At 42.4% G+C, this 23,878-nt stretch carries 20 protein-coding genes; 15 read left to right on the forward strand and 5 right to left on the reverse strand.

What is annotated here, in order from left to right:
• Window positions 1-16 precede the first annotated feature (16 nt).
• The 4 genes from mhpT to JFC10_RS13015 form a co-directional block, all read right to left on the reverse strand.
• The gene (gene mhpT, locus JFC10_RS13000) at window positions 17-1,294 is read right to left on the reverse strand and encodes a 3-(3-hydroxy-phenyl)propionate transporter MhpT (RefSeq protein WP_198333255.1); all 1,278 of its coding nucleotides are present in this window, start codon (window positions 1,292-1,294) and stop codon (window positions 17-19) included.
• Between the two features lie 51 nt (window positions 1,295-1,345).
• Window positions 1,346-2,296, reverse strand: a complete 951-nt coding sequence (locus JFC10_RS13005; RefSeq protein WP_198333256.1) for a 3-carboxyethylcatechol 2,3-dioxygenase — start codon at window positions 2,294-2,296, stop codon at window positions 1,346-1,348.
• A gap of 86 nt (window positions 2,297-2,382) precedes the next feature.
• Complete coding sequence (locus JFC10_RS13010) at window positions 2,383-4,017, reverse strand: bifunctional 3-(3-hydroxy-phenyl)propionate/3-hydroxycinnamic acid hydroxylase (RefSeq protein WP_227685989.1); 1,635 nt, start codon at window positions 4,015-4,017, stop codon at window positions 2,383-2,385.
• Window positions 4,018-4,628: 611 nt separating this feature from the next.
• Window positions 4,629-5,525: a LysR family transcriptional regulator gene (locus JFC10_RS13015; protein ID WP_193012721.1), complete on the reverse strand. Its 897-nt coding sequence runs from the start codon at window positions 5,523-5,525 to the stop codon at window positions 4,629-4,631.
• A 1,119-nt stretch (window positions 5,526-6,644) separates the two neighbouring features.
• Here JFC10_RS13015 and urtA point away from each other — a divergent pair.
• The 12 genes from urtA to JFC10_RS13075 all read left to right on the forward strand — a co-directional run bounded on the left by urtA (window position 6,645) and on the right by JFC10_RS13075 (window position 19,645).
• Window positions 6,645-7,955, forward strand: a complete 1,311-nt coding sequence (gene urtA, locus JFC10_RS13020) for an urea ABC transporter substrate-binding protein (protein ID WP_198333310.1) — start codon at window positions 6,645-6,647, stop codon at window positions 7,953-7,955.
• A 125-nt stretch (window positions 7,956-8,080) separates the two neighbouring features.
• Window positions 8,081-9,832 carry an urea ABC transporter permease subunit UrtB gene (gene urtB / locus JFC10_RS13025; protein ID WP_198333258.1) on the forward strand — a complete coding sequence of 584 codons (1,752 nt, stop codon included), beginning with the start codon at window positions 8,081-8,083 and terminating at the stop codon, window positions 9,830-9,832.
• A gap of 10 nt (window positions 9,833-9,842) precedes the next feature.
• Window positions 9,843-10,913: an urea ABC transporter permease subunit UrtC gene (gene urtC, locus JFC10_RS13030; RefSeq protein WP_198333260.1), complete on the forward strand. Its 1,071-nt coding sequence runs from the start codon at window positions 9,843-9,845 to the stop codon at window positions 10,911-10,913.
• Window positions 10,913-11,878, forward strand: a complete 966-nt coding sequence (urtD, locus tag JFC10_RS13035; RefSeq protein WP_406947337.1) for an urea ABC transporter ATP-binding protein UrtD — start codon at window positions 10,913-10,915, stop codon at window positions 11,876-11,878. The genes urtC and urtD overlap by 1 nt, the downstream gene beginning before the upstream one ends.
• Window positions 11,879-11,924: 46 nt before the next feature.
• Window positions 11,925-12,623, forward strand: a complete 699-nt coding sequence (urtE, locus tag JFC10_RS13040) for an urea ABC transporter ATP-binding subunit UrtE (RefSeq protein WP_198333261.1) — start codon at window positions 11,925-11,927, stop codon at window positions 12,621-12,623.
• Between the two features lie 128 nt (window positions 12,624-12,751).
• The gene (locus JFC10_RS13045; RefSeq protein WP_198333264.1) at window positions 12,752-13,768 is read left to right on the forward strand and encodes an urease accessory protein UreD; all 1,017 of its coding nucleotides are present in this window, start codon (window positions 12,752-12,754) and stop codon (window positions 13,766-13,768) included.
• A gap of 136 nt (window positions 13,769-13,904) precedes the next feature.
• Entirely contained in the window at window positions 13,905-14,207 is a 303-nt protein-coding gene (gene ureA / locus JFC10_RS13050) for an urease subunit gamma (protein ID WP_193012726.1), read from the forward strand.
• A gap of 330 nt (window positions 14,208-14,537) precedes the next feature.
• Window positions 14,538-16,670, forward strand: a complete 2,133-nt coding sequence (ureC, locus tag JFC10_RS13055; protein WP_198333265.1) for an urease subunit alpha — start codon at window positions 14,538-14,540, stop codon at window positions 16,668-16,670.
• Window positions 16,671-16,744: 74 nt separating this feature from the next.
• Window positions 16,745-17,368, forward strand: coding sequence for an urease accessory protein UreE (ureE, locus tag JFC10_RS13060; RefSeq protein ID WP_198333267.1), 624 nt, complete (start codon window positions 16,745-16,747; stop codon window positions 17,366-17,368).
• Between the two features lie 85 nt (window positions 17,369-17,453).
• Window positions 17,454-18,158 (forward strand): urease accessory protein UreF, encoded by a 705-nt coding sequence (locus tag JFC10_RS13065; RefSeq protein ID WP_406947339.1) that lies wholly within the window; start codon window positions 17,454-17,456, stop codon window positions 18,156-18,158.
• Window positions 18,159-18,196: 38 nt separating this feature from the next.
• The gene (ureG, locus tag JFC10_RS13070) at window positions 18,197-18,850 is read left to right on the forward strand and encodes an urease accessory protein UreG (RefSeq protein WP_198333270.1); all 654 of its coding nucleotides are present in this window, start codon (window positions 18,197-18,199) and stop codon (window positions 18,848-18,850) included.
• 117 nt (window positions 18,851-18,967) lie between these two features.
• Entirely contained in the window at window positions 18,968-19,645 is a 678-nt protein-coding gene (locus tag JFC10_RS13075; RefSeq protein WP_198333272.1) for a HupE/UreJ family protein, read from the forward strand.
• Between the two features lie 319 nt (window positions 19,646-19,964).
• On the opposite strand, the gene JFC10_RS13080 is transcribed toward JFC10_RS13075, so the two are convergent.
• Complete coding sequence (locus JFC10_RS13080; RefSeq protein ID WP_198333274.1) at window positions 19,965-20,882, reverse strand: LysR family transcriptional regulator; 918 nt, start codon at window positions 20,880-20,882, stop codon at window positions 19,965-19,967.
• Window positions 20,883-21,142: 260 nt separating this feature from the next.
• Here JFC10_RS13080 and JFC10_RS13085 point away from each other — a divergent pair, with 260 nt between their 5' ends.
• The 3 genes from JFC10_RS13085 (at window position 21,143) to catA (ending at window position 23,803) form a co-directional block, all read left to right on the forward strand.
• Complete coding sequence (locus JFC10_RS13085; protein WP_198333275.1) at window positions 21,143-22,261, forward strand: muconate/chloromuconate family cycloisomerase; 1,119 nt, start codon at window positions 21,143-21,145, stop codon at window positions 22,259-22,261.
• A gap of 86 nt (window positions 22,262-22,347) precedes the next feature.
• Window positions 22,348-22,638 carry a muconolactone Delta-isomerase gene (gene catC, locus JFC10_RS13090; RefSeq protein ID WP_198333277.1) on the forward strand — a complete coding sequence of 97 codons (291 nt, stop codon included), beginning with the start codon at window positions 22,348-22,350 and terminating at the stop codon, window positions 22,636-22,638.
• Window positions 22,639-22,879: 241 nt separating this feature from the next.
• Window positions 22,880-23,803 carry a catechol 1,2-dioxygenase gene (gene catA / locus JFC10_RS13095; RefSeq protein ID WP_198333283.1) on the forward strand — a complete coding sequence of 308 codons (924 nt, stop codon included), beginning with the start codon at window positions 22,880-22,882 and terminating at the stop codon, window positions 23,801-23,803.
• Window positions 23,804-23,878 lie beyond the last annotated feature (75 nt).

Consider the following 23,878-nt stretch of genomic DNA (forward strand, 5'->3'; position numbering starts at 1 on the left):
CTTTCATTAAAGTTAATTAATCATTTACCAATGCTGGCTTGTTTATGGTATTGGTTGTTGCATTCTTGCCAAGCATTGATTTGTCTAAATTTTCTCTGCGGCTAATGTTGTTAGTTAACATAATGGCAGCAATAGCGGCAATAATAATGACTGGAATACTACTACCAATAACAAAGGAAGAGCTTGAATTATAAGAGAATATGAGCCCTGCCAATAATGGTCCTATAAAAGAGCCAATACGTCCCATAGCAACGGCTACCCCTACACCTGTACCTCGCATACTTTTTTGATAAACTTTAGCAGCAAGTGCATATAGAGCCGACTGACCTCCTGTTAAGAAAAACCCTGAAAGCGCTGCTGACAACATTAGTCCTGTTAAAGACTTAGAAACTGCTAAGGCAGATAAGCCTACTAAAATCCCAACGTAAATCATGACGACAACGGTTCTAATCTTAATACGAGATAATAACCAACCTAAACTCAGTACACCCAAAAGAGCGCCAACTTGGTATGACACTTGAATGTTGCTTACGTTTTTCATGCTTAGTCCGTTGCTCTGCATAAGAACAGGTAACCAATTTAGAATGAAGTACAGCACGATTAGAGTGCCTAAGAAACTGAGCCAAATCTGTAATGTTGATGCCAACCTACCCTCACCGAACAAAACAAATTTAAAGTCATTATTTTCAATCTCTTTTGTAGCTGGTCTTTTGGTATAAGTTTCTTTCAGAAATAGAGCAAGCAGCGGTAGAATCAATATTGGCGCTAAGCCACCTAAATAGAAAATATTCTTCCATTGCCCAACTTCAGTGAACATTCCTGCTGCCAAAGCTGTTATCGCGGCGCCTATAGGTACTCCTGCATACATGATGCTTACAGCAGTAGCACTCCAGCGCTCAGATACAGACTCTGACGACATTGCAATAATTAAAGGTAGAGCGCCACCCATTCCTACCCCTGTTAAGAAACGTATTAATACCAATGAATTAAACCCAGTGGTAAATGCGGTCAAAAGCGACATAACGCCAAATATTGCTACACTGAAAATCAGTATTTTCTTACGTCCTATCTTATCTGAGAGACGGCCAGCAACAATTGCTCCAGGAAACATTCCCAGAGTAGCAGCGCTAAAAATCCAACCCAACTGCCCTTTAGTGAGATTAAATTCTGCTTGAATAGAAGGTGCCGCAACCCCAATGGATTGGATATCAAAGCCTTCTAAAATAGCAATACAAAAACATAAGAATAGTGTCAGGTATACTGATGATGCTTTTTTAAGCGATGAATTTGTCATGAGCTCTTCCGTGAGTCTAAAATAAATATAAAATTCAATGTTGAGAGTAAACTAGCAGACTGTTTCAGCAGTTATGGCGCCGAACCCAACCAGCCACTCATTAATTTGTTGATAATAGACATCCTGTATCGTATATTCAGAAATTTCAGCTAAAGCAGCAAAAGCAGCTGTCCAACATCTCACTTCATGTCCCCCTCTGCCGCCCATGCTAGAAATCTCGCTATCTGTCATAGCATTGAGATAATCAAAGTCGGCTTGTTGATACTTCTGCATTAATGCTCTATCCCATTCAGCATTAATTTTTAGCGAACTGCTTTCAGTCTGATTGAGTTCTTGAGCGGCTACAACGACACGGTTTTGCCTAGCATTACGAGAATCCGCTGTTGGGTTTTTACCCGCGATTAGAAACGCTTCAGTGTCTGTGTTTGCGCCTTGCATTTGCGGTGTCGGTGGGTCATGAGACAATCCACCAGTTCCTAATATGAGAACTCTCTTATTTTTTAAATTTGACGTTTTTATATACCGTCCTACAGCTTTACCTAGTTGTGTAGCAAATCGCATTGGTGGTAATGGTTTAGCGGCACAGTTAATAAAAATTGGTACCGTTGGATATTTAATTAATGAACCTGTTAAAAAAGTTAGTGGCTGTGTAACTCCATGATCAGCTTGCATTTGATACGAGCAAGCAATACCCAGCCCATCGTTCAACAGGCTTTGGGTCAAAGATAGCGCCGTTTCCTCATCAGTATTAATAGTGCCTGGACCATAGTTCCAGTCTCCTGCTGCTTCAGCTCGAATACCCACACAAGCGGCTGGCATCATGTCATAAAAGAAGCCATTAAAATGATCAGGGCCAAAAGTGATGATTAGATCAGGATCATACTCATCAACTTGCTGAGCAAGATCATGGATAACCTTCATCGTTGTGTCGCGAATCCCTTTTGGTGGAGAGGCAAACTCGATAAGAGGCGTGTGTGATAAGCAAATCAATTTAACCGACATAAATATTCCTCATTACAAAAGCTATTAATACGACGTGGGTCACAATGTTAATCATTAGGACGTAATGACTATCCTTCAGACGGGTATTAATCTCGAGTCAAATGCAATTTACGGAATAATTCTTCAGACACAGTGTTAAGTTCCTGAGCGTTACAAGTCGCTGCGACAAAACGATCAGGACGTATAAATACCGTTGAGATGTTGTCACGTTGTCCAAGCCATGTACGAATGTCTAGATCATCACCAATTACCAGTTCATCTGCCGTTTCAGATATCTCTATGGCTCTTAAACGCTCTTTTGGTACTACTTTTATGAATCGAGCACCAATAGATTGCCATTGCTGCTTTGTGTTATCTGACATTTTGTTAGCGGCATCACATTCCCAACTCAAAATTGCGAAACTATTGCCTAAGATTTCATCAAGCTTGTGTGCATTATCATCATTCTTCAGATAAACATTAGGTTGAATAAACATCTTACCTATTAATGATTGTTTGATACTGCGCTTATGTATGACGATCCCATCAGCATAGACAGGCATTGGTTTAAACTTCATCTCTACAAGATAACGTTTTAGTGCTGGCACAACATTTACAGCAAACGAGCACGTATCTCTTAGTTGTCCTTGCCACTTTTTAGGGGGAGCGAGGACGTTTCCTGCCATAACTGATAGATCAATCATAGCCTTGGCATGAGCTTTACGCTCGACTTGATAAGTTTCTAATAGACCGTCGTCGGCTTGGTCTTTGATTACCATGCTCAATTTCCATGCAAGGTTAGACGCGTCACGGATTCCTGTGTTATAACCTTGACCTTGCCAAACTGGCATGATGTGCGCCGCGTCTCCTGCTAATAGAATACGACCAATTTTAAATCGACCTGCTAGACGGGCATTATGAGTGTAAACACGCTGACGAATGACATTGACATTATCAGGATCTGGAACGACTTTAGACAATAGCTCTCGTATACGATGAGGCTGTGATAGCTCTTCTTCGGTTTCATTAGGCATTACCATAAACTCAAAACGGCGAATAGCATGAGGTAGCGCAGCTGATACATAAGGTCGCACAGGATCACAGCATAAATACACATGCGGTGTTGCTAATGGATCATCAGCGACATCAATCACTATCCATTTATTTGGTGCTGTTTTTCCTTCGAAGGGAATATTTAAACTTTGTCTTATGTAACTGTTACCACCATCGCAGGCAATGAGGTATTTACAGCTGATAGTAGTAGGAGGGGTATTTGGAGAATCAAAATTAAGAGTGACACCTCTATCATCTTGTGAGAAATCTTTTAAACAACTATTGAACTCAACTGTGACACAGTCAAAGCGTGATAGTCCTTCTAGCAAAACCGCATCGACTTGTGGTTGCACAAATGCGTTGCGACGTGACCAACCAAACTCACGAGTTGTAGGTTGTATATCTGCAAAACATCTACCACTTGGTGTTAAAAAACGCATAGCATGATCTGGCGTAATATGAGGTAACACCTCGTCGATCACATCTAAAGACTGTAATGTTCGTAGGGACTCATCGTCGATACCAATCGCTCTTGGATAATCAATTAACTTATCCAATTGCTCAGCAACTAACGTCTTCACGCCTTGTAAACCTAAATAATTTGCAATGGTCAATCCTACTGGACCTGCTCCTAAAATCACAACATCGTAATCATATTTATTAATCGTTGCTGTATTCGAATTACCCACTGCGCTTCTCCCTAAGTTGTTATTTCATTCCTTAGTAAGAAGTTAATTTATTTTAACTATCAATACAATATCCTATATTTAGATACTTAGTATTGATAAAAACAATAGTTAGCAGCCATAAATGATTAATCAAAGTCATTACCTTCAATAAGATTGTCTATTTTTCAGACGACCCTCAGGAAAATATTATGGAAAAATGTGGAGTTATTATTCAAATAGCCCGTATTTCAAATAAATTGAAACCTATATAAGTCTCTTTATATAGTTCTGAAAATATGAGATTTTTTCATGTCTTTCTATTAAAGACATTTTAGAAATAGGAGTATTGTATTAACGCTGGTTTTAAAAAAAAGAAGAGGAAAATAGAGAATTGCTCTCTAAATGATTGAAAGAAGTTGTGGGTGGATTAGAAAGGGAATAGTAAGTTATAGCAGAACATGTAGGCAGAGCTCTTAAGATCGTCAGCGTATCAATAACTCTCTATTTTTTAGAGCTTTCTATGTTAAGTGTGGAATGAACAAATAAATGAACAAAAAACATTTCTATTAGGGCGTGTCCTCATTTCGAAAATGGAGATGAGGACATGCCCTAGTATATTCGATTCAGACTAATTAGGACTGTAGAAGATTAAAACACGTTTGGCGCAACCATTGATTGTCCGCATTGTGATGGGCATACTCATGCCAATATTGCTTAATTGACCAAGAGGGAAGCTCAAAAGGCAATGGATACAAGCTGACACCAACATACTCTTGCAACAACCGCCCCATTTGCTCAGGCACGGTAGCGATAAGATTTGTACGCTGAACAATAGTCCCTAACCCTAAATGACTCGGCAAACGTAAAACAATATTTCGTTCAATATTTAACTTTTGGATTTCATATTCAATTAAATAATGACCTGTACCACGTGGCAAAATACCTATGTGCTCTGCACTCTGATATAGCTCTAACGATAGATCATTATTTAGAATATGTGTATTTTCAGAGTTAGCAATGACTACATAGTGTTCATCAAAAAAACGTTGTTGATAAAACCTTTCCTGTAACTGAGGTACAAAACCAATTACCAGATCAACTTCCCCTTTACTCATGAGCAATGCAGTATCATTGTCGATAGGTACGATATCTAATTTGATAGAAGGGGCATGTTTATCAAAATAACTTATTAAGGTGGGCACAACTGATAAGTAATGACTGTCTGTCATACTAATACGAAATGTACGTGACGCATTTAATGAATCGAAGCCCTTACTAAATTCATTGACTATCCGCATTTTTTCAATAGCTTCCACTACCAGTGGTAACATATCTCTAGCAGTATTTGTAGGCTGCATTTTGTGCCCGACTCTAACAAATAACTGATCATCAAAATGTTGTCTTAACTTTTTAAGTCCACTACTAGCAGCAGGTTGACGGATGTTAAGCTCATGCGCAGCTTCTGAGATCGTGCCCCTTTCATATATACTATTGAATAAGCGTAACAAACGGATATCGATATCAAACATAATTAACCTATTCAGTTTAATGTGATTATGAAGTACTGCTGTAGATACTTTGTTGATTGACGCTAGCTAAAGCTAAATCTTAGGCAGACATTTCATAGACGAAGTGAGCATATTCGGTATAAACTTACTTCATAGACTTGACCTATGCTGTCAAGAAGATAGCAGACAACAATAGCAATCTGAGTACGATAAACTCTTGTAAGCCAAGTGCTGCAAGGGTTTTTTATTACCTAGCAAACGATAGTCACCGATTAATCACGGTATCATAGACGGTATTCATCGATACCGTCAAATGGCTAAAATAATAAAACCGTCAAGCCAAAAATTGCACCAATGACCGCAGCAAATACTTTCGGTAAAAAGAACAAACTTTCAGTAAGACAACGTCCCCAAAGGGTGTGTTTTTAGCATACGCCTTTCCTCAAATTTTAAATAATAAAAAACCCTCAAATCGAGAGTTATATTTTAAATAGCAAACTCACTATTAAATAGCAGACTCACTAAATGTGATGTCTGGCGCTTTGCTCATTATCGTTCCACGGCGTCTGTCATGTCATGTCAGCACTTTTTGCTGTCTCCATACCCCGTCAATAGGATAGTTGTGCCGTTAGCTGTTTGCATTACAACTTTAACGCCGCTTCTATTTATAAGCAGCGCTTTGGTTTCATGACTGGTCACTGCTTGGATGATAAAGAGGTAAAGTTTGCTACTTATCAGGTTGAGCTTGATGAGGGTAAGCAATTTATCTCATGTTTCTCACCATTTTTAAAATGAGAACAATCTCAATAAATCCATTCACACTTTTTAAACTTAATAGCATATCGCTTTCAATTTAGTCATTTTTTATGCACAACTTTAGTTCTCTAAAATAGACGCTTATGGTGCATAGAAAATCATAGAAACCAATTATGGTGCAAAAAATCACCATAACTCCTGATAAAGACCGATATTGGTGCATTTATTTTGTATTTCATATTGGCATAGATATTGAAGTATTAATAATAGTTAGGAATGGTTCGTTCACTCGGCCTACCAGGCTGCTACTTTATCTTTCTGGAGAAATATATGTCTTTATTGCCAACGCTTATCACTGCTACTCCTATCAATACAAACTATCGTATCGACTCAAAATTGACATCACGTTTGTCTCTACTAGCAGTAGCTGTTGTCGGCAGCTTAAGTCTTATAGGTTGTCAAAAACCTGCGGAAACTAGTGCAGAAACCAATTCTACCGCCACAAAAACGGAAACCTCTGAGACGACTGCTACCCCAGCGGCAGACGGTGACACCATCAAAGTAGGTATCTTGCACTCTTTATCTGGAACGATGGCCATCTCTGAGACGTCCTTAAAAGATACGGCGCTCATGACCATTGATGAAATTAACGCCAATGGCGGCGTGTTAGGTAAGCAGCTAGAGCCAATCGTCGTAGATCCCGCCTCTGATTGGCCGTTATTCGCTGAAAAAGCGCGTCAATTGCTAACCCAAGATAAAGTCGATGTGATATTTGGTGGTTGGACATCTGTGTCACGTAAGTCCGTGCTGCCTGTCGTTGAAGAACTAAATGGTTTAATGTTCTACCCTGTGCAGTACGAAGGTCAAGAGCAATCAGAAAACATTTTCTACACTGGTGCTGCACCTAACCAACAAGCCATTCCTGCCGTTGAATATTTAATGAGTCCAGAGGGCGGTAGTGCAGAACGCTTTGTCTTACTTGGGACAGACTATGTCTATCCTCGAACTACTAACCAGATACTGCGTGCTTTCTTAAAATCTAAAGGGGTCGCTGAAACAGACATCATGGAAGAATATACACCTTTCGGTTTTAGCAACTATCAGACCATCGTTGGCAACATTAAAAGCTTCTCGACGGGTAAGAAAACGGCGGTTATCTCTACCATTAATGGGGACTCAAACGTACCCTTCTATCGTGAGCTTGCCAACCAAGGCATCAAAGCCTCTGATATTCCAGTCATGGCATTCTCAGTAGGAGAAGAAGAGCTTCGCGGTATCGATACCAGCTTATTGCAAGGGCATTTAGCGTCATGGAACTACTTTATGTCAGTTAAAAATCCTGTCAACAGCGACTTCACCAAAAAGTATAAAAAATACGCGCTGGATCATAAGCTACCCAATGCTGACAAGGTCGTGACGAACGATCCTATGGAAGCCACATACGTGGGTATCAATATGTGGAAACAAGCAGTCGAAAAAGCTGGTACTACTAATGTCGATAAAGTGCGTATTAGTATGGGAGGTCAGACTTTTGACGCGCCATCAGGGTATACATTGAAAATGGATGAAGAAAACCATCACTTATGGAAGCCTGTCATGATCGGTCAAATTCGTACCGATGGGCAGTTCGATGTGATCAGCAAAACGCCAAAAGCCATTCGGGCTGAGCCATGGAGTCAGTACATCCCTAAATAAGTTTATGGTCACTTAAACTCTAGTCCCTTAGTGGTATCAATACCAGCATCCCTTTAGCTTCTCTACTGATAAAAACAATGTTCAGTAGAGGTTAGAGGCGTGTTGACTGTAAAAAAGGAGCCATCATGTCACGTTATTATTCCTATTCTAAAAGTGACGCGCAAGCCAATTACTCTTATAAGACTTTTATCATCGCCCTACTATCTTTAGCACTTTTCATCGCTATCGCATCACCTGCCTACGCTGAAGATACAATATCTTCCAACACTGTGGCAGCGACATCTAATGCTGCAAGTAATGAGACCTTACTTGCTCAAAACGAGAAGTCTTTAACCACGCCAGCTCATCTTACGATAAATAAAGGGGATGCTATCGAACAGTTCGTTGCTGCAGACTTCACTAAGCGCCAAACCATGCTCAATCAGTGGCCCGGGTCAGTTGAGAGTTTAGATACTTTGGTTGAGCTGATAAAAAATGATGAGTTATACCAAGGCAATGGCGGACAAACTTACCTACTTAACAGCGAAGATGAGTTATTTACTTACCCTGCTAAGCAGCTGACCACAGAGTGGCCCAGCGACTTGGCACAAGTAACTTTGACCAATGCACTACGCTCAGCCTTAGTATTTGGACAAGCTAAGGTTAAGCTTGCGTCAAACGATCCTACGCAACGTATGCAGGCAGTTGCTATCTTAGCGGACAATATCGAACAGCTAGATCCAGCACTTATAAGCGCTGCTGCCACTAATGAGGAAGACGTCGACGTCAAAACGGCGTTAAATACCTTGCAAGCGAGGATTGATTTTAGAGATGGCGACGTCGCCAAACAAATTGCCGCGCTTACCGTGCTTGCCAATAGCGATAGCCCACAAGTCTTAGTGGATGTTAAAAAGGCATTGGCGGCAGACGATATCGATCCTGTACTCAAATCTGCGTTATTAGACGCTGAAGATAGTATTGAGCAGCGCATTACCATCAGTACTTGGATCGGTCATCTTTTCACCGGTCTTAGCACTGCGAGTGTCTTACTTCTCGCCGCTTTAGGGCTTGCCATTACCTTTGGGCTGCTTGGTGTCATCAATATGGCTCACGGCGAGCTGATTATGATTGGCGCTTACTCTACTTATGTAGTGCAAAATCTGTTTCAAGCTTATTTTCCCAGTATGACAGGGTGGTATCTTGTTGCCGCTATACCTGTTGCTTTTTTAGTTAGTGCCATTATTGGCATGGTTATCGAACGGATCGTTATTCGCCCCCTTTACGGTCGTGAGCTTGAAACCTTACTAGCAACCTTCGGTGTCAGTCTGATTCTTATGCAGTTGGTTCGGATGATATTTGGCGCGCAAAATGTCGAAGTCAGCAATGTCGACTGGTTGAGCGGGGCCTATCAAGTGTCCTCAAGCCTTGTACTCCCCTTCAACCGTATCGCTATTATCGGCTTTACTATCATCATTCTTATGCTATTGGTGTACTTACTTAACAAGACTCGCTTCGGGTTGTTTGTACGCGCCGTGACTCAAAATCGGCAAATGGCCCGTGCGGTTGGTATTTCATCTGCCCGTATCGATATGTTGGCTTTTGGACTTGGCTCAGGTCTCGCTGGTCTCGCTGGTTGTGCTTTAGCGCAAGTGGGCAACGTCGGACCTGACTTAGGCCAGACTTATATTATTGATGCGTTCTTAGTCGTCGTGGTTGGCGGTGTTGGGCAAGTATGGGGCGCGGTATTGGCATCCTTAGGTCTTGGTATCAGTGGCACTGTGCTTGAGATTGGCATTGGTGCTGTGATGGCTAAGATTGTATTACTGGTTCTTGTGATTTTGTTTATTCAGAAACGTCCACAAGGTTTATTCGCCCTCAAAGGCCGTTTTGTAGACTAAGGAGAACCTCATGCGTTTCGCTCAATTATTATCTGATTCCCCACGTAATTCCATTTTGATTGGTCTGTGTTTTTTGGTGCTGCTGATATTGCCTTGGCTCCATCTACTACCTGAAACCTCTAGTTTGCACCTGTCTGCTTACTGGATAACTTTGATTGGTAAAATAATGGCACTTGCCATGGTAGCACTGGCTTTAGACTTGGTCTGGGGCTATGCCGGTATCTTAAGCTTAGGTCATGGTCTTTATTTTGCGCTAGGAGGTTATGCCTTTGGTATGTACTTGACGCGAGAAACTGCTGGCACGGGCTTGCCAGACTTTATGCGTTTCTTAAGTTGGACCGAATTGCCATGGTATTGGGCAGGCACTCAACATTTCTGGTGGGCCATGGCTCTAGTGGTACTAGTTCCAGGTCTGGTCGCTTTTATATTTGGTTTCTTTGCCTTTCGCTCAAAAATCAAAGGGGTTTATTTTTCGATTATTACTCAGGCCATGACCTACGCAGCAGCCTTATTATTCTTCCGTAACGAAACAGGCTTTGGTGGTAACAATGGCTTCACAGGTTTTACGACGCTATTAGGTTATGACATCACTGCCTCTTCAACGAGGGCTGTGCTGTGCTTTACGACCGCTTTGGCGCTGCTACTGTCATATCTTGGGCTACGCTATCTTATGAGCCAGCCTTATGGGCGTGTGCTCGGTGCCATCCGTGATAGTGAAAATCGCTTGCAATATCTAGGCTATCGCACGCTTTGGTACAAGCTTTCAGCTTGGGTATTGTCTGCAATAATAGCTGGTATCGCTGGTGCGCTATATGTACCGCAAGTTGGCATCATTAATCCAGGCGAGATGAACCCCGTCAACTCTATCGAGATGGCAGTATGGGTGGCTGCTGGAGGCAGAGGTTCATTAATCGGTGCCATTGTAGGCGCTGGTACAATTAATGTGATTAAAACGTATTTTACCGTCGCCTATCCGGAGTTTTGGTTGCTTATTCTGGGCGGATTATTTGTGGTGGTTACTTTATTTTTACCTAACGGCATCATTGGTGTACTTGATCGTCTTAAGAAGGAAAAAGAATAATGTCAATAATATCTAATAATACTACTTTCCAAAAGACTGCTAACGATGGACTTATTAAAAATGTAAATAATCCTAGTATTAATAAGCCAATGGAAAATCTTGAAAATGCAAACAACATAACGATTGCAGAAACCACGCCTACCCAACCAGTCACTACTTTGGCTGAAGATTATGGAGATAGTGGCGGCTTCGCTCAACCTGTTTCTAAATCAGGTCCAGATATGAGACATGGGATTGCGCTTTATTTGGAAGACGTTAGTGTGTGGTTTGACTCGTTTCGGGCACTCAATGATTTATCGTTATATATTGAGGCGGGCGAGCTACGCTGCATCATCGGTCCTAATGGCGCAGGTAAGACGACGTTAATGGATGTTATCACTGGTAAAACGCGGCCGACAAAAGGTAGCGCATTTTTTGGTCAAGTACATAATTTAGCAAAACTATCTACCGAAGAAATAGCCGAAGCAGGCATTGGTCGTAAGTTTCAAAAACCTACCGTATTTGAGAAATTTACCGTGCTCGACAACTTAATGCTGGCGGCGCCAAAAGACAAACGGGTGTCAAAAAGCTGGTTTACCAAAATTGATGCTGAAATCAAAGATACGCTTGACTCAACATTAGCTCAAATACGCTTAAAAGATATGATCAACAAGCCAGCTGGACTGTTATCTCATGGTCAAAAACAGTGGTTAGAAATTGGGATGTTACTGATGCAGAGACCAAAACTTATTTTACTTGACGAGCCAGTAGCAGGCATGACAGATGCCGAAACTGAACATACCGCTGAGTTATGTCTGCGCCTTAAAAAGAATCACACCTTAATCGTGGTTGAACATGACATGACTTTCATTGACGCCATAAGTGAAAAAGTAACGGTCTTAGCAAATGGTGCTATTTTGGCTGAAGGGACGTTAGCTGACGTACAGAACAATGAAGCCGTTATTGAAACTTACTTGGGTCGATAGTCGATAGTAGTGCTTAGAAATAGACCTAAAAAATAAGGGTAGTTATATGTTAGAAATTAATGCTATAAATCAATATTACGGCGGCAGTCACATCTTACGTGATGTCACCCTAGCCGCACCAGTAGGAGAATGTAGCGTCGTACTGGGTCGTAATGGCGTCGGTAAAACCACCTTGCTTAAATGCTTGATGGGCATCCTACCAATAAGATCCGGTGAAATTTTATTAGACGGTAAGGATATTAGTAAGATGACGCCTGAGCAGCGTGTGCGCGCAGGACTGGCTTATGTGCCGCAAGGACGTGATATCTTTTCCACTTTGACCGTTGAAGAAAACATCCTCATTGGAATGGCAAAATTCTCTCAACGTAAAGCGAGTAAAGTACCTAAACACTTATATGATGTATTTCCAGTGCTGGATGAAATGAAACATCGCCGCGGTGGTGATCTATCAGGCGGTCAGCAGCAGCAACTCGCTATTGCTCGTGCACTTGCTTCAGAGCCTCGCGTGCTAGTACTTGATGAGCCTACTGAAGGTATTCAACCGTCAATCATTAAAGACATCGGTAGAGTCATTCGGAGTCTTGCTAATAAAGGCGATATGGCAATCGTTTTAGTCGAGCAGTTTTATGAGTTTGCTGAAGAGCTTGCTGATAACTATACCGTGCTTTCTAGAGGACAAGTGGTTGCCCAAGGGGCTGGATGTGACATGGCAGAAAACAATATTCAAGAATTGGTGGCAATCTAGTTAGCAGCCACTAGGTTCTGCGTATTGAACAAAATTTTGAGAAAATAATATACCTTATATTTTTATTAGTGGTCATAATTGGATTTAGGGTTTGACAATATACTGCATAGCTTCAAGGATATTATATTTTGACTTGGCAATCCTCACTACAGCTTCATTTCGACTGCGCCTCTAATACTGCAAAAACTCGACTGTATCATCGCGCCCATACTGGTGCATTAATGGTGCAGCGTGCGCTTTATCCTGAGCCTGATAGTCAAGCAGCGATTTGCCATATTTATGTGTTGTATCCTCCTGCTGGCATTGCCGATGATGACCGCTTAACATTGGAATTTAACCTAAAATCTAATAGCCATGCGGTGATTACTACCCCTGGAGCTGGCAAATGGTATGGGCAACGGCAGTCATTACGATTCTCTAAACCCAACGATTTATCAAAACCTACCGAGGGCACTCAAGCGACAACTAGCAACAACTCCGACCATCCTCTCGACAATAACTCTGGCTCACATATTATCGACAATACTTTCAACAATGCCGTCAGCGCAGAACAATCTATCGACGCCCGCCTCGATGATCACGCTGTTCTTGAATGGCTACCTCAAGAAAGCATTTATTACGATTATTCCGACTCTAATGCCAATAATCGCTTTTATTTAGCTAAGACGGCAAGTTTGTTGACTTGGGATATTGCGGTGTTTGGACGTCAAGCGCATCAAGAGACTTTTGCTAATGGTCATTATGCCAACCGCTTGGAGATATGGCGCGATTGCAATTTATTAGTCAGTGAATGCACCTCTCAGCAAGCAAATACCCGCTGGTTCACCTCACCATTAGGACTGAATAATCAACATGTTCATGGCTCTTTTTGGGCAATACCTAGCACAGAGGTCATTGCATTAGAACTACAGAATAATCCGCTCAAGCTTGGTCAGTATTTAGATGCCACTATTACCGAGATACGCAGTCTCATTGATACACAGTCATTACCTATTTATTGTACCCACAATTTTCAAGGTATCAATTGCCGTTATCTAGGGGCAGATGTGCGTGCCTGCTTTGAAGCTTTTTACCAAGTCCGCGAGCTTATAAGGTCTACATGGTATGCGCTTGAGCCTCATCGACCAAGGATTTGGGATACCTAATATTATGCACTCCTGCATGCTCTCATTCTTGAACAATGCTGAATCAAGCCAGAATGACTCTACTTATCATATTTACTTTATAAAGATTAAAAACGGTTAATAACTTTCAAAGAACCATAATTATTAAGGAGACTTTATGCAATTAAATCCCACAGAAAAAGACAAGCTCTTGCTATTTACGGCGGGCATGGTAGCGGAACGTCGCAAAAATCGTGGCGTCAAGCTTAATTATCCTGAGTCTATCGCTTACATCAGCATGTTACTGATGGAAGGCGCGCGTGATGGCAAAACCGTAGCGCAACTAATGAGCGAGGGAGCCACCTATCTCTCTGCCGATGAAGTCATGGAAGGTATTGCAGAGATGATAGGCGATGTACAAGTTGAAGCGACTTTTCCTGATGGCACTAAGCTTGTCACGGTGCATAATCCCATCGTATAGCTTGCTTGTGTAAGTCGCTGTCTACTATGGCGATATCTCTGCGCTAGTAATGAGTCACACTAAGGAACGATATAACCTACTAGGGCGTGTCCTCAATTCAATCGATTACTTTCTAAATGGGCTAAAAATGGCTAAATTTTGCCAAACATCGTCAAATAGCTTATCAATATCTCGATATTATTTGCGCTACTTTCCTTGTTTGACGGCAATTTATCTCATTTTTATCACCATTTTTAAAATGAGGACACGCCCTAATAAAACGGTATCAAACGAAAAATGCTTTGAAATTAAATTGTAGCTAATGCGATAAGATGATTAAGGATAATAAAAATGACGATAAAAGCAGGCGAATATAATATTAAAGCAGGCGATATGGCTTTGAATGCTGGTCGATACATTCAAACCATAACGGTAATAAATACAGGTGACCGCCCTATTCAAATCGGCTCTCACTATCACTTCTTTGAAGTAAACGCGGCACTCAGCTTTGATCGAGATTTAACAATTGGATACCGACTAAACATTCTATCGGGTACTGCTGTACGCTTTGAACCAGGACAAGCGCGCGAAGTTGAGCTGGTTGCCATCGCTGGTAAACAACACATCTATGGTTTTACGGGAAAAGTTATGGGACCAGCTGTTGTCAAAGCGACCAATGGCACTTCCCAAAAACGCATTGACAGACGTATCTATGCCGAGCATTTTGGCCCTACCACAGGGGATAAAGTACGCTTGGCAGATACGGATTTATGGCTTGAGGTTGAATATGATTTGACCAATCATAGTGACCAACGTACTGATACTGATAGCATCAGCATTGGTGAAGAGGTTAAATTTGGTGGTGGCAAGGTTATCCGCGATGGCATGGGTCAATCACAGCTACTGGGTGACCAAGTTGCCGATACTATTATTACCAATGCTTTAATTGTGGACTACAGCGGTATCTATAAGGCAGATGTCGCTATCAAAGATGGTCGTATCAGTGGCATCGGTAAAGCTGGCAACCCTGATATTCAGCCTAACGTGACGTTACCTATTGGTGCGGCTACCGAAATTATCGCAGGAGAAGGCAAAATCTTAACTGCTGGCGGTATCGATAGTCATATTCACTTCATTGCACCGCAGCAATGTGAAACGGCATTGATGTCTGGTGTAACCACGATGTTAGGCGGTGGCACGGGGCCTGCTGAAGGTACTCTTGCCACTACTTGTACTCCTGGTGCTTATCATATTCACAGCATGCTAAAAGCCACTGATGCTATTCCGATGAATATCGGATTCTTGGGTAAAGGCAATGTTAGTTTACCAGCGCCAATTGTTGAGCAAATCGAAGCGGGTGCTATCGGGCTTAAGCTTCATGAAGACTGGGGCTCTACGCCCAAAGCTATTGATAATTGCCTTAGCGTGGCTGAAGAATATGATGTGCAAGTTGCTATTCATACTGATACGTTAAATGAGAGCGGTTATTTAGATAGCACTCTAGGTGCCTTTAAAGACCGCTGTATTCACACCTTCCATACCGAAGGCGCTGGTGGTGGTCATGCACCAGATATCTTAAAAGCTATTGCCGAAACCAACGTCTTACCCTCATCAACCAACCCAACGCGCCCTTTCACTATTAATACCATTGACGAGCATCTCGACATGCTCATGGTTTGTCACCATCTAAGCCCAGCCATTGCTGAGGATGTTGCTTTTGCAGAAAGCCGTATTCGTAAAGAGACCATTGCCGCTGAAGATATTTTACAAGATATGGGCGCTATCTCCATGATGAGTAGTGATTCGCAGGCGATGGGACGCGTGGGAGAAGTCATTATTCGTACGTGGCAAACGGCTGATAAGATGAAAGCACAACGTGGTCACTTGGCTCCTGATCAATCTGCTAAAACTGAGCAATCCTTAGCGCATATCATGTTAAGCCCTACTGACTCTGATAGCGGCAATGACAATTTTCGTATCAAACGCTACCTCGCAAAATACACCATCAATCCTGCCATCACGCATGGCATTAGTGATGAAGTGGGGTCAGTTGAAATAGGGAAATGGGCAGATTTAATTTTATGGTCGCCGGCATTTTTTGGGGTAAAGCCCGACCTTATCATTAAAGGTGGCTTGATTGCGGCAGCGCCCATGGGCGACCTCAATGCTTCCATCGCTACCCCGCAGCCTGTGCATTATCGCAGCATGTTTGGCAGCTTCCCCAAAACAGTGGCACAGACTTGCATGACTTTTATGTCAAGCGCTGCGATAGACAAAGGCGTTGATAAACACTTGGAGTTAGAAAAAGTCATTAAAGCAGTACATAACATCCGCCAAGTACGCAAACAAGACATGAAATTTAACAGCTACTGCCCTAATATGGAGGTCAATCCTGAGACCTATGAAGTATATGCCGATGGTGAGCTGTTAACCTGTGAGCCTGCCGAACATCTACCGATGGCACAGCGCTACTTTTTATTCTAGCTGCTTTTTATTGTTGTGCTGATAACCCCCAATCAGCAGTTAATCATCTATTTTAACGGACTATAAACATAATTATGAACATTTATACGCAACGTCTTGACCAATCAACCCTAAGCGCTGAACAACAAGCGATTATTGATAGGCAAAAACAGGCAGAAAACTTTTTATATTTAGATTTTGACACCCGTCAGCGTAGCCGTTTTAAAGCAGAAACACAGCACCAAGAAACCATTGGTGTTGATTTGCCACGTACGGAAACTATTAAGAATGGCAGTGTACTGGCAGACCATCAAGGCAACTTGATACAGATTATGGCCGCTAATCAAGCCTTAATCGAAGTGACTGCTGATAATGGTTTTGACCTTATGAAAGGCGCTTACCATTTAGGTAATCGTCATGTGCCATTAATGATTACACCTAAGGCCCTATACTTTGAGCCTGACCATGTTTTAGAAGCGATGTTACATCAACTTGGCCTACATACCCAAGCCGTACAAGCGCCATTTGAGCCAGAGACTGGTGCCTATAAAGGTGAACACGGCGGACATTCTCACTCTCATAGCCACAATCGTGATCACAGTCACAGTCACAGTCACAGTCACAGTCACAGTCATGAACATAGCGATAACCATCAGCATAATCACTCTGACGCTCACAGCCATAGCCGTAATCATAATCATGAGCATACTCATGACTAATCACGCCACACACTCACAGCAGACTACCCGTACCGCACAAGGTATAAATGATCTGCATAATACAGAGGTAACTGGACGTCTGTTAATGCTGGCTTCAAGTAACCTACCTATTGGCAGTTATACCTACTCGCAAGGCATAGAACCCGCTATTGAGTCAGGGCTCATTCATAATGAAAGCAGTAGTTTAGCGTTTATGAGTGACTATCTGGAGCTGGCATTATGTCGGTATGAGCTACCGCTACTGGCGCTGATGATAGAGGCACTTATGGTTGATGACGTTGCACTTGCTGACGCTTTAGGTGCAGATTACCATGCCAGCCGTGAAAGCAAAGAGTTTGTCTATGAGTCAAGCCAATTGGCTCTTTCTTTATCAGCTTGGCTTGGTGATGTCCTTAAGCTCGACGTGCCTGACAGCTTACTTGCCCATGGATTTTTGCCACTCTTTGCCCATATCAGCTCGCACTGGCAGCTTAAGCCCGTACAAGCCATGACCACCTACGCTTTTGGTCAAATAGAAAATATGGTGTTGGCTGCGGTCAAGACCGTACCGCTTGGGCAAATGGCAGGACAGCGCATTATTTGGCAGCTACAACAGTTATTAAGTCAGCAAATACAGGCATTGGTTGCCAACGTCAAGCAAAGATTTTTGCAAGTTCAAGATATGCCTTTAGAGGCTAACGTAAAGCTGAATCTACTTTATCAACAGCTACATATGTCCGCTAACCTACCAAATTTAGCGATACTGTCTTGTCAGCACGAAAGGCAATACAGCCGTTTATTTCGCTCTTAATCGTTGATAAACACAACTCTCATCAAGGAACTTTATTTATGGCACTGACACCCAAAGTCGAAAACAAAAATTTAGACACGACGCTCTCGCCACTACGCTTAGGGATTGGCGGTCCTGTTGGCTCAGGAAAAACAGCATTAACGCTAAGACTATGTCAACGCCTGCGGGATGACGTCAATATGGCAGTGGTAACCAATGATATTTATACCAAAGAAGACTCTGAATTTTTAACCCGCCATGAGGCCATGCCAGCTGAGCGCATTCGCGGTGTTGAAACCGGTGGCTGCCCGCATACGGCCATTCGTGAAGATGCCTCAATTAACCTATCTGCCATCGCCGAATTACAAGACCAATTTGCAGGTCTCGAGCTTATTATTATCGAATCTGGTGGTGACAATTTGGCAGCAACTTTTAGCCCTGAACTATCCGACTTAACTTTGTATGTCATTGATGTTTCAGCAGGCGATAAAATCCCTCGTAAAGGTGGGCCTGGCATCATGAAATCTGACTTGCTCATTATCAATAAAACCGATCTTGCCCCTCTCGTAGGTGCGTCACTTGAGGTTATGGCACGTGATGCCAAAAAAATGCGCGGCGATAAGCCTGTGGTCTTTAGTAATATGAAAACAGGCGAAGGGCTTGATGACATTGTTGCCTTTATATTGGATAAAGGCATGATAAATGTAGCGTAGAATGTTGCCTCTAATGTCTTATATTATGGAATAAATAGCTGCTTTACAAACCGCTGACGGATAAGCAGATTATCAGTCAGTTTTTATATCGATTTGTTTACTCATTAAGGATGTATCATGACAATAAAAATATCACAAACTATGACATATAGAGCTTTCAACAACAAAGCGGCAATGACCAGTGGCTTAGCATTGTTATCATTGCTACCAACACTCGCATTGGCTCACCCTGGGCATGGCTTGATGGCAGAAGAAAGCACATTTAGCACTTCAGTATTGTCTGGTATCATGCATCCTTTAACTGGGCTTGATCACCTCATGCTGGCATTGGGTATGGGCCTGCTATTTACTCAGATGCACAGTTTTAAGAAAGGCTTTATAGCACTGTTAATTGGTCTAGTAACAGGATTTGTACTCAGTTTAAGTGTGAGCTTGAACAGCGTATTTATTGAATTCGGTATCGTACTGTCTATCGTATTACTAACCATGGCACTTATGAGCCGCTACTTTAACAATTCACTGAATCAAAGCAATGAAGCCTCAGTCAAAACATGGCATAACTTAGCCATCGTTGGCTTTGGTGCACTCGCTATGTTCCATGGTGCGGCGCACGCCATTGAAGTTCCTGCAAACAGTAATACTGCTGGATTTTTTATAGGTATGATTGTTGCCATGCTAGGTCTATATACTGTCGGCAAAGGCGTTGCTACCTATCTAAACACTCACTTGCAAGACAGTTTGATTGTTCAACGTATCATGGCGGTTGTCGGTCTATGCGCGGTACTGTTGAGTTAATTAAGTCCCTATATAAGTAGTCTCAGCAAATACTGTACTCAATTTGAAGGCTTGCCTATGCTAACGATTTATCATCATAGTCCTTAACACCATACTCGCTGAGATGCAGACGGGTAACACGATACAAACTATCTTGCTGATTACTGATATAACGGTTTAAGTTGGCAATCATATAAGAGATATTTGCTCAACAAGAACACAGGATGATTTTTGACTATCCTGTGTTCTATTACCTTTATAAAGCCTGTAAAAACAATTAGTCTCATCTCGCGTTATTCTACTCAATTTTGAGAGCACTACTAATGGTATTAAAAGCTTGTCAGATTTTCTCACGTTTATAATCAAAACCTTCTGCATCATAGATTTGGTAAGTGACATTCAGCAATGTTTTTAATAGCTCTGACTTGTCAAAGTGTCTGACACTCATCACAATCGGTGAGGTAATCAATCCATCTTCAAAGGGTATATAAGTCACTTCTTGACTCCGCAAATGTTCAAGGGTTTTGGGCACAATTGTCAAACCCTCGCCTGCCGCCACCAGCCCCAATGCAACATGCAACTCACGCACCTCTGTAAAATAATTGGCCTTTAAGTTACGAGCGTCAAATAATTCCAAGACATAATCGATAAAACTGGGACGCGGCGCGGTTGGATATAGCAATAAATTCTCATTGGTTAAATCCATCAGTCTCACACTGGTACGCCCTTCCTTCGCCAAAGGATGACCAACAGGAACGGCAACGACCAAGCTCTCTTCCCTAAGCACCATCCGCCTGATAGAAGCGTCTTCAAATAATAGCCTACCAAACCCAACGTCTATTTTTCCGTCTACCAATCCTTGTGTTTGTTGCCAAGAATTCAGCTCATATAGTTTGATTTCCACATTTGGATATACCTCACGAAAACGGGCGATCACTTTTGGCAATATGCCAGATAAGATAGAGGAAACAAAACCGATAGACAGCGTATTATCAAAATTACCTTTGCGAATGGTCATCGCCCGCAGATCGTCCGATTTTTTCAATATCTGAATGGCATGATCATAAAAAAACTCCCCTGCCTCAGTCAGTTTGAGTGGACGATTTTCCCTATCAATTAACGTAACTCCGATCTCTTCTTCTAGCTGCTTGATTTGTCTACTAAGTGGCGGCTGTGAGATATACAAGCGCGCAGCTGCCTTATTAAAGCTCTTTTCTTCTGCGACTGCCACAAAGTAGCGTAAGTGCCTCAGTTCCATCTTTTCTCTTCCTTGATCAGGCCTTGGGCTGGTTTCTTAACATCAGTTTTTCAGTTGTGACGCTAATTACTATGACAACCGAATGAACTCGGTCGTAGCAATCATCTTTATACCTAAAGAACATAACACGGTGCAGGTTATATATAAAAATACCTAAAAGGTATTAATAATAGACTAAATAGGTCTTAGACATGCTGTTATCTAGCATTTATAGTTCTTATTAAGCATAAGGACGCACCACTCATCAATTAGGGACTGTCATGATTCGTTCAATTAATACCTTGCTGGTACCAATACCTACTATTCGAGCGCATAAGCTTGCTTGTACCGTCATGAACGAACAAGTACTCGTGCTAGTACATATCCAAACAGAAGATGGCTATGAAGGCTGGGGAGAGGCAACCACGATCGGCGGTCTCAGCTATGCCGAAGAAAGCCCTCACAGCATCAAAACCAATATTGATACTTATTTCACGCCTCTTTTATTAAAAGAGCAGCCGACCAGTGCAGCAAAAGCGATGCAACTGCTAAACCTTCATATCAATGGCAACCGTTTTGCAAAATGTGCGATCGAAACTGCCCTACTAGACATTGAAGGCAAACGCTTAAACTTGCCCGTGAGTGAGCTAATTGGTGGCCGTGTCCGCGATCGTATCGAAGTGGCTTGGACGCTAGCCAGCGGTAATACAAGCAAAGATATCGCTGAAGCTAAGCACATGGTTGAGCAAAAACGCCACCGTATCTTTAAGTTAAAAATCGGTAGCAATCCGATTCTTGACGACGTAGCGCACGTATTGGCGATCAAACAAGCCTTACCTGATTGTCGCATCACAGTCGATGTCAATCAAGCATGGACAGAGCTTGAAGCGATGAAAGGCATTAGCCTATTGCAAGCGGGCGGCGTTGATTTAATAGAACAACCTATCTCCATGAGAAACCCTACTGGACTTAAACGCTTAACAGATCATTTTGACGTACCCATCATGGCGGACGAAATTGTCCAAGACCCGCAAAATGCCGCTCGTTTAGCAGCAGATCATTGTGCCGACGTCTTTGCCGTAAAAATCAATCAAGCAGGTGGATTAAAGGCCGCCTGTCTCATTGGACAAATGGCACATTTAGCAGGTATTGAGCTGTATGGCGGTACGATGCTTGAAGGCCCTATCGGTACAGCGGCATCAGCACACGTGTTCTCAACGTATCCGAGTTTGAACTTCGACACAGAGCTGTTCGGCCCGCTCTTATTGACCGAAGACATTTTAGTGCAACCTCTTGATTATCAAGACTTTGGTTTGACAGTACCCAGCGGAGCTGGATTAGGTATCGAAGTAGACAGCGATAAGGTATATCGCTATGCCAAACAAGCCGCCACTAAATAAGAAAAGTCATCATTTGCTACGGACGTTCAAAATGAAACGCGATAGCAACTCGCCAACTTACCCTCATCAAATATAAGGAAGTAATTATGTTATACCACGTCAGAATGGATGTGTTAATCCCAACAAGTATGGATGCAGACAAGGTCAACGAGCTTAAAGCAACCGAAAAAGCCCTCTCGCAAAAGCTACAAGAGCAAGGTAAGTGGCGTCACATTTGGCGCTTGGCTGGCGAATACTCTAACTTCAGTATCTTTGATGTCGACAGTAACGAAGAGTTACACGACATCATGATGTCGTTACCTCTATATCCCTACATGAAGGTTGAGGTGACACCCTTGTTACGTCATCCATCATCTATTCGTAGTGATGACAGCTAAGCGGTAGATAGCGTATTGATAGGCTCAATCAGAGCAGACAACCACTCATCAATAGCGTATTGGCTTAAAGCCCCCTTATTTATTACCAAACATCATTGGTCTATATCAGACCAAGCGGGCGCTATGGCTCAAATTTTAATAGCGCAATAACACAGGCAAACAAATTTTGAGTAAGAATACTCAATACTTATCCCGTTAAAATATTTATCCCTTTTAAATAGTCCTCAACAAGGAGAGAGACATGGAACGCAGCCAAATTGAAGCATTAGCCACGCAATTTATCAAAGGCAAAATTGACTTCCCTGAACAAGTCAATCCACGCGTACAAGAGATTGTATTACGTATCGTCACCGACCTCATGCAAACCATCAATGACCTAAAAATCACTGCCGATGAATATTGGACTGGGGTTGAATTCATTGGTGATTTGGGCAAAGAAGCGGGGTTGTTATCACCCGGCCTCGGTTTTGATCACTTCATGGATTTGATGATTGAAGAGGATTTAAAAGCAGCAGGACTTGATGGCGGCACTATACGTACTATCGAAGGGCCACTCTATGTCGCTGGTGCGCCAGAAGCACAAGGCTTTGCACGTCTAGACGATGGTACAGACCTTGATAATGGTACCGTGCTGTTTATGCAAGGGACTGTTTATGACAACGATGGCAACCCACTACCGAATGCCAAAGTTGAAGTATGGCATGCCAATAGCTTAGGCAACTACTCTTTCTTTGATGAGTCACAGTCAGCATTCAACTTACGTCGCAGCATCATCACGGACGAAAACGGCAATTATGCCTTCCGCAGTATTGTACCGCTAGGTTACTCGGTGCCACCAGACGGCATGACGCAAAAAGTACTGGGCCCGCTAGGTCGTCATGGTCATCGCCCCGCCCATATTCACTTCTTCGCCAGTGCGGATGGTCATCGCAAATTGACCACGCAAATCAACATCGATGGCGACGAGTACTTATGGGATGACTTTGCTTTTGCCAGTCGCGAAGGCTTGGTGCCAGAAGTCACGATGGTTGAAGATGCTGACCAGCTAAAAGAAAAAGCGCTTGATAAGCCTTACGCCAGTATCGACTTTGACTTTCATTTAGTAAAAGATATTGACCAAGCGGTACAAGGTAGTGAAGTAGAACGCCGCCGTGCCCAAGGTTAACCATCATTTAATATTAAAGATAAATAGCTGATAAACCGTAGGATTTTGCGTTTGATACTTCATCAGCTGTCGTAT

This window comes from Psychrobacter aquimaris, assembly GCF_016107525.1.
GTDB classification, from domain to species: Bacteria; Pseudomonadota; Gammaproteobacteria; order Pseudomonadales; family Moraxellaceae; genus Psychrobacter; species Psychrobacter aquimaris.

Coding starts and splice junctions, on each gene's coding strand:
- mhpT (WP_198333255.1), bottom strand. CDS start 1,294: ATGACAAATTCATCGCTTAAAAAAGCATCATCAGTATACCTGACACTA.
- JFC10_RS13005 (WP_198333256.1), bottom strand. CDS start 2,296: ATGTCGGTTAAATTGATTTGCTTATCACACACGCCTCTTATCGAGTTT.
- JFC10_RS13015 (WP_193012721.1), bottom strand. CDS start 5,525: ATGTTTGATATCGATATCCGTTTGTTACGCTTATTCAATAGTATATAT.
- urtB (WP_198333258.1), top strand. CDS start 8,081: ATGTCACGTTATTATTCCTATTCTAAAAGTGACGCGCAAGCCAATTAC.
- urtC (WP_198333260.1), top strand. CDS start 9,843: ATGCGTTTCGCTCAATTATTATCTGATTCCCCACGTAATTCCATTTTG.
- urtD (WP_406947337.1), top strand. CDS start 10,913: ATGTCAATAATATCTAATAATACTACTTTCCAAAAGACTGCTAACGAT.
- urtE (WP_198333261.1), top strand. CDS start 11,925: ATGTTAGAAATTAATGCTATAAATCAATATTACGGCGGCAGTCACATC.
- ureA (WP_193012726.1), top strand. CDS start 13,905: ATGCAATTAAATCCCACAGAAAAAGACAAGCTCTTGCTATTTACGGCG.
- ureC (WP_198333265.1), top strand. CDS start 14,538: ATGACGATAAAAGCAGGCGAATATAATATTAAAGCAGGCGATATGGCT.
- ureE (WP_198333267.1), top strand. CDS start 16,745: ATGAACATTTATACGCAACGTCTTGACCAATCAACCCTAAGCGCTGAA.
- JFC10_RS13065 (WP_406947339.1), top strand. CDS start 17,454: ATGCTGGCTTCAAGTAACCTACCTATTGGCAGTTATACCTACTCGCAA.
- ureG (WP_198333270.1), top strand. CDS start 18,197: ATGGCACTGACACCCAAAGTCGAAAACAAAAATTTAGACACGACGCTC.
- JFC10_RS13075 (WP_198333272.1), top strand. CDS start 18,968: ATGACAATAAAAATATCACAAACTATGACATATAGAGCTTTCAACAAC.
- JFC10_RS13080 (WP_198333274.1), bottom strand. CDS start 20,882: ATGGAACTGAGGCACTTACGCTACTTTGTGGCAGTCGCAGAAGAAAAG.
- JFC10_RS13085 (WP_198333275.1), top strand. CDS start 21,143: ATGATTCGTTCAATTAATACCTTGCTGGTACCAATACCTACTATTCGA.
- catC (WP_198333277.1), top strand. CDS start 22,348: ATGTTATACCACGTCAGAATGGATGTGTTAATCCCAACAAGTATGGAT.
- catA (WP_198333283.1), top strand. CDS start 22,880: ATGGAACGCAGCCAAATTGAAGCATTAGCCACGCAATTTATCAAAGGC.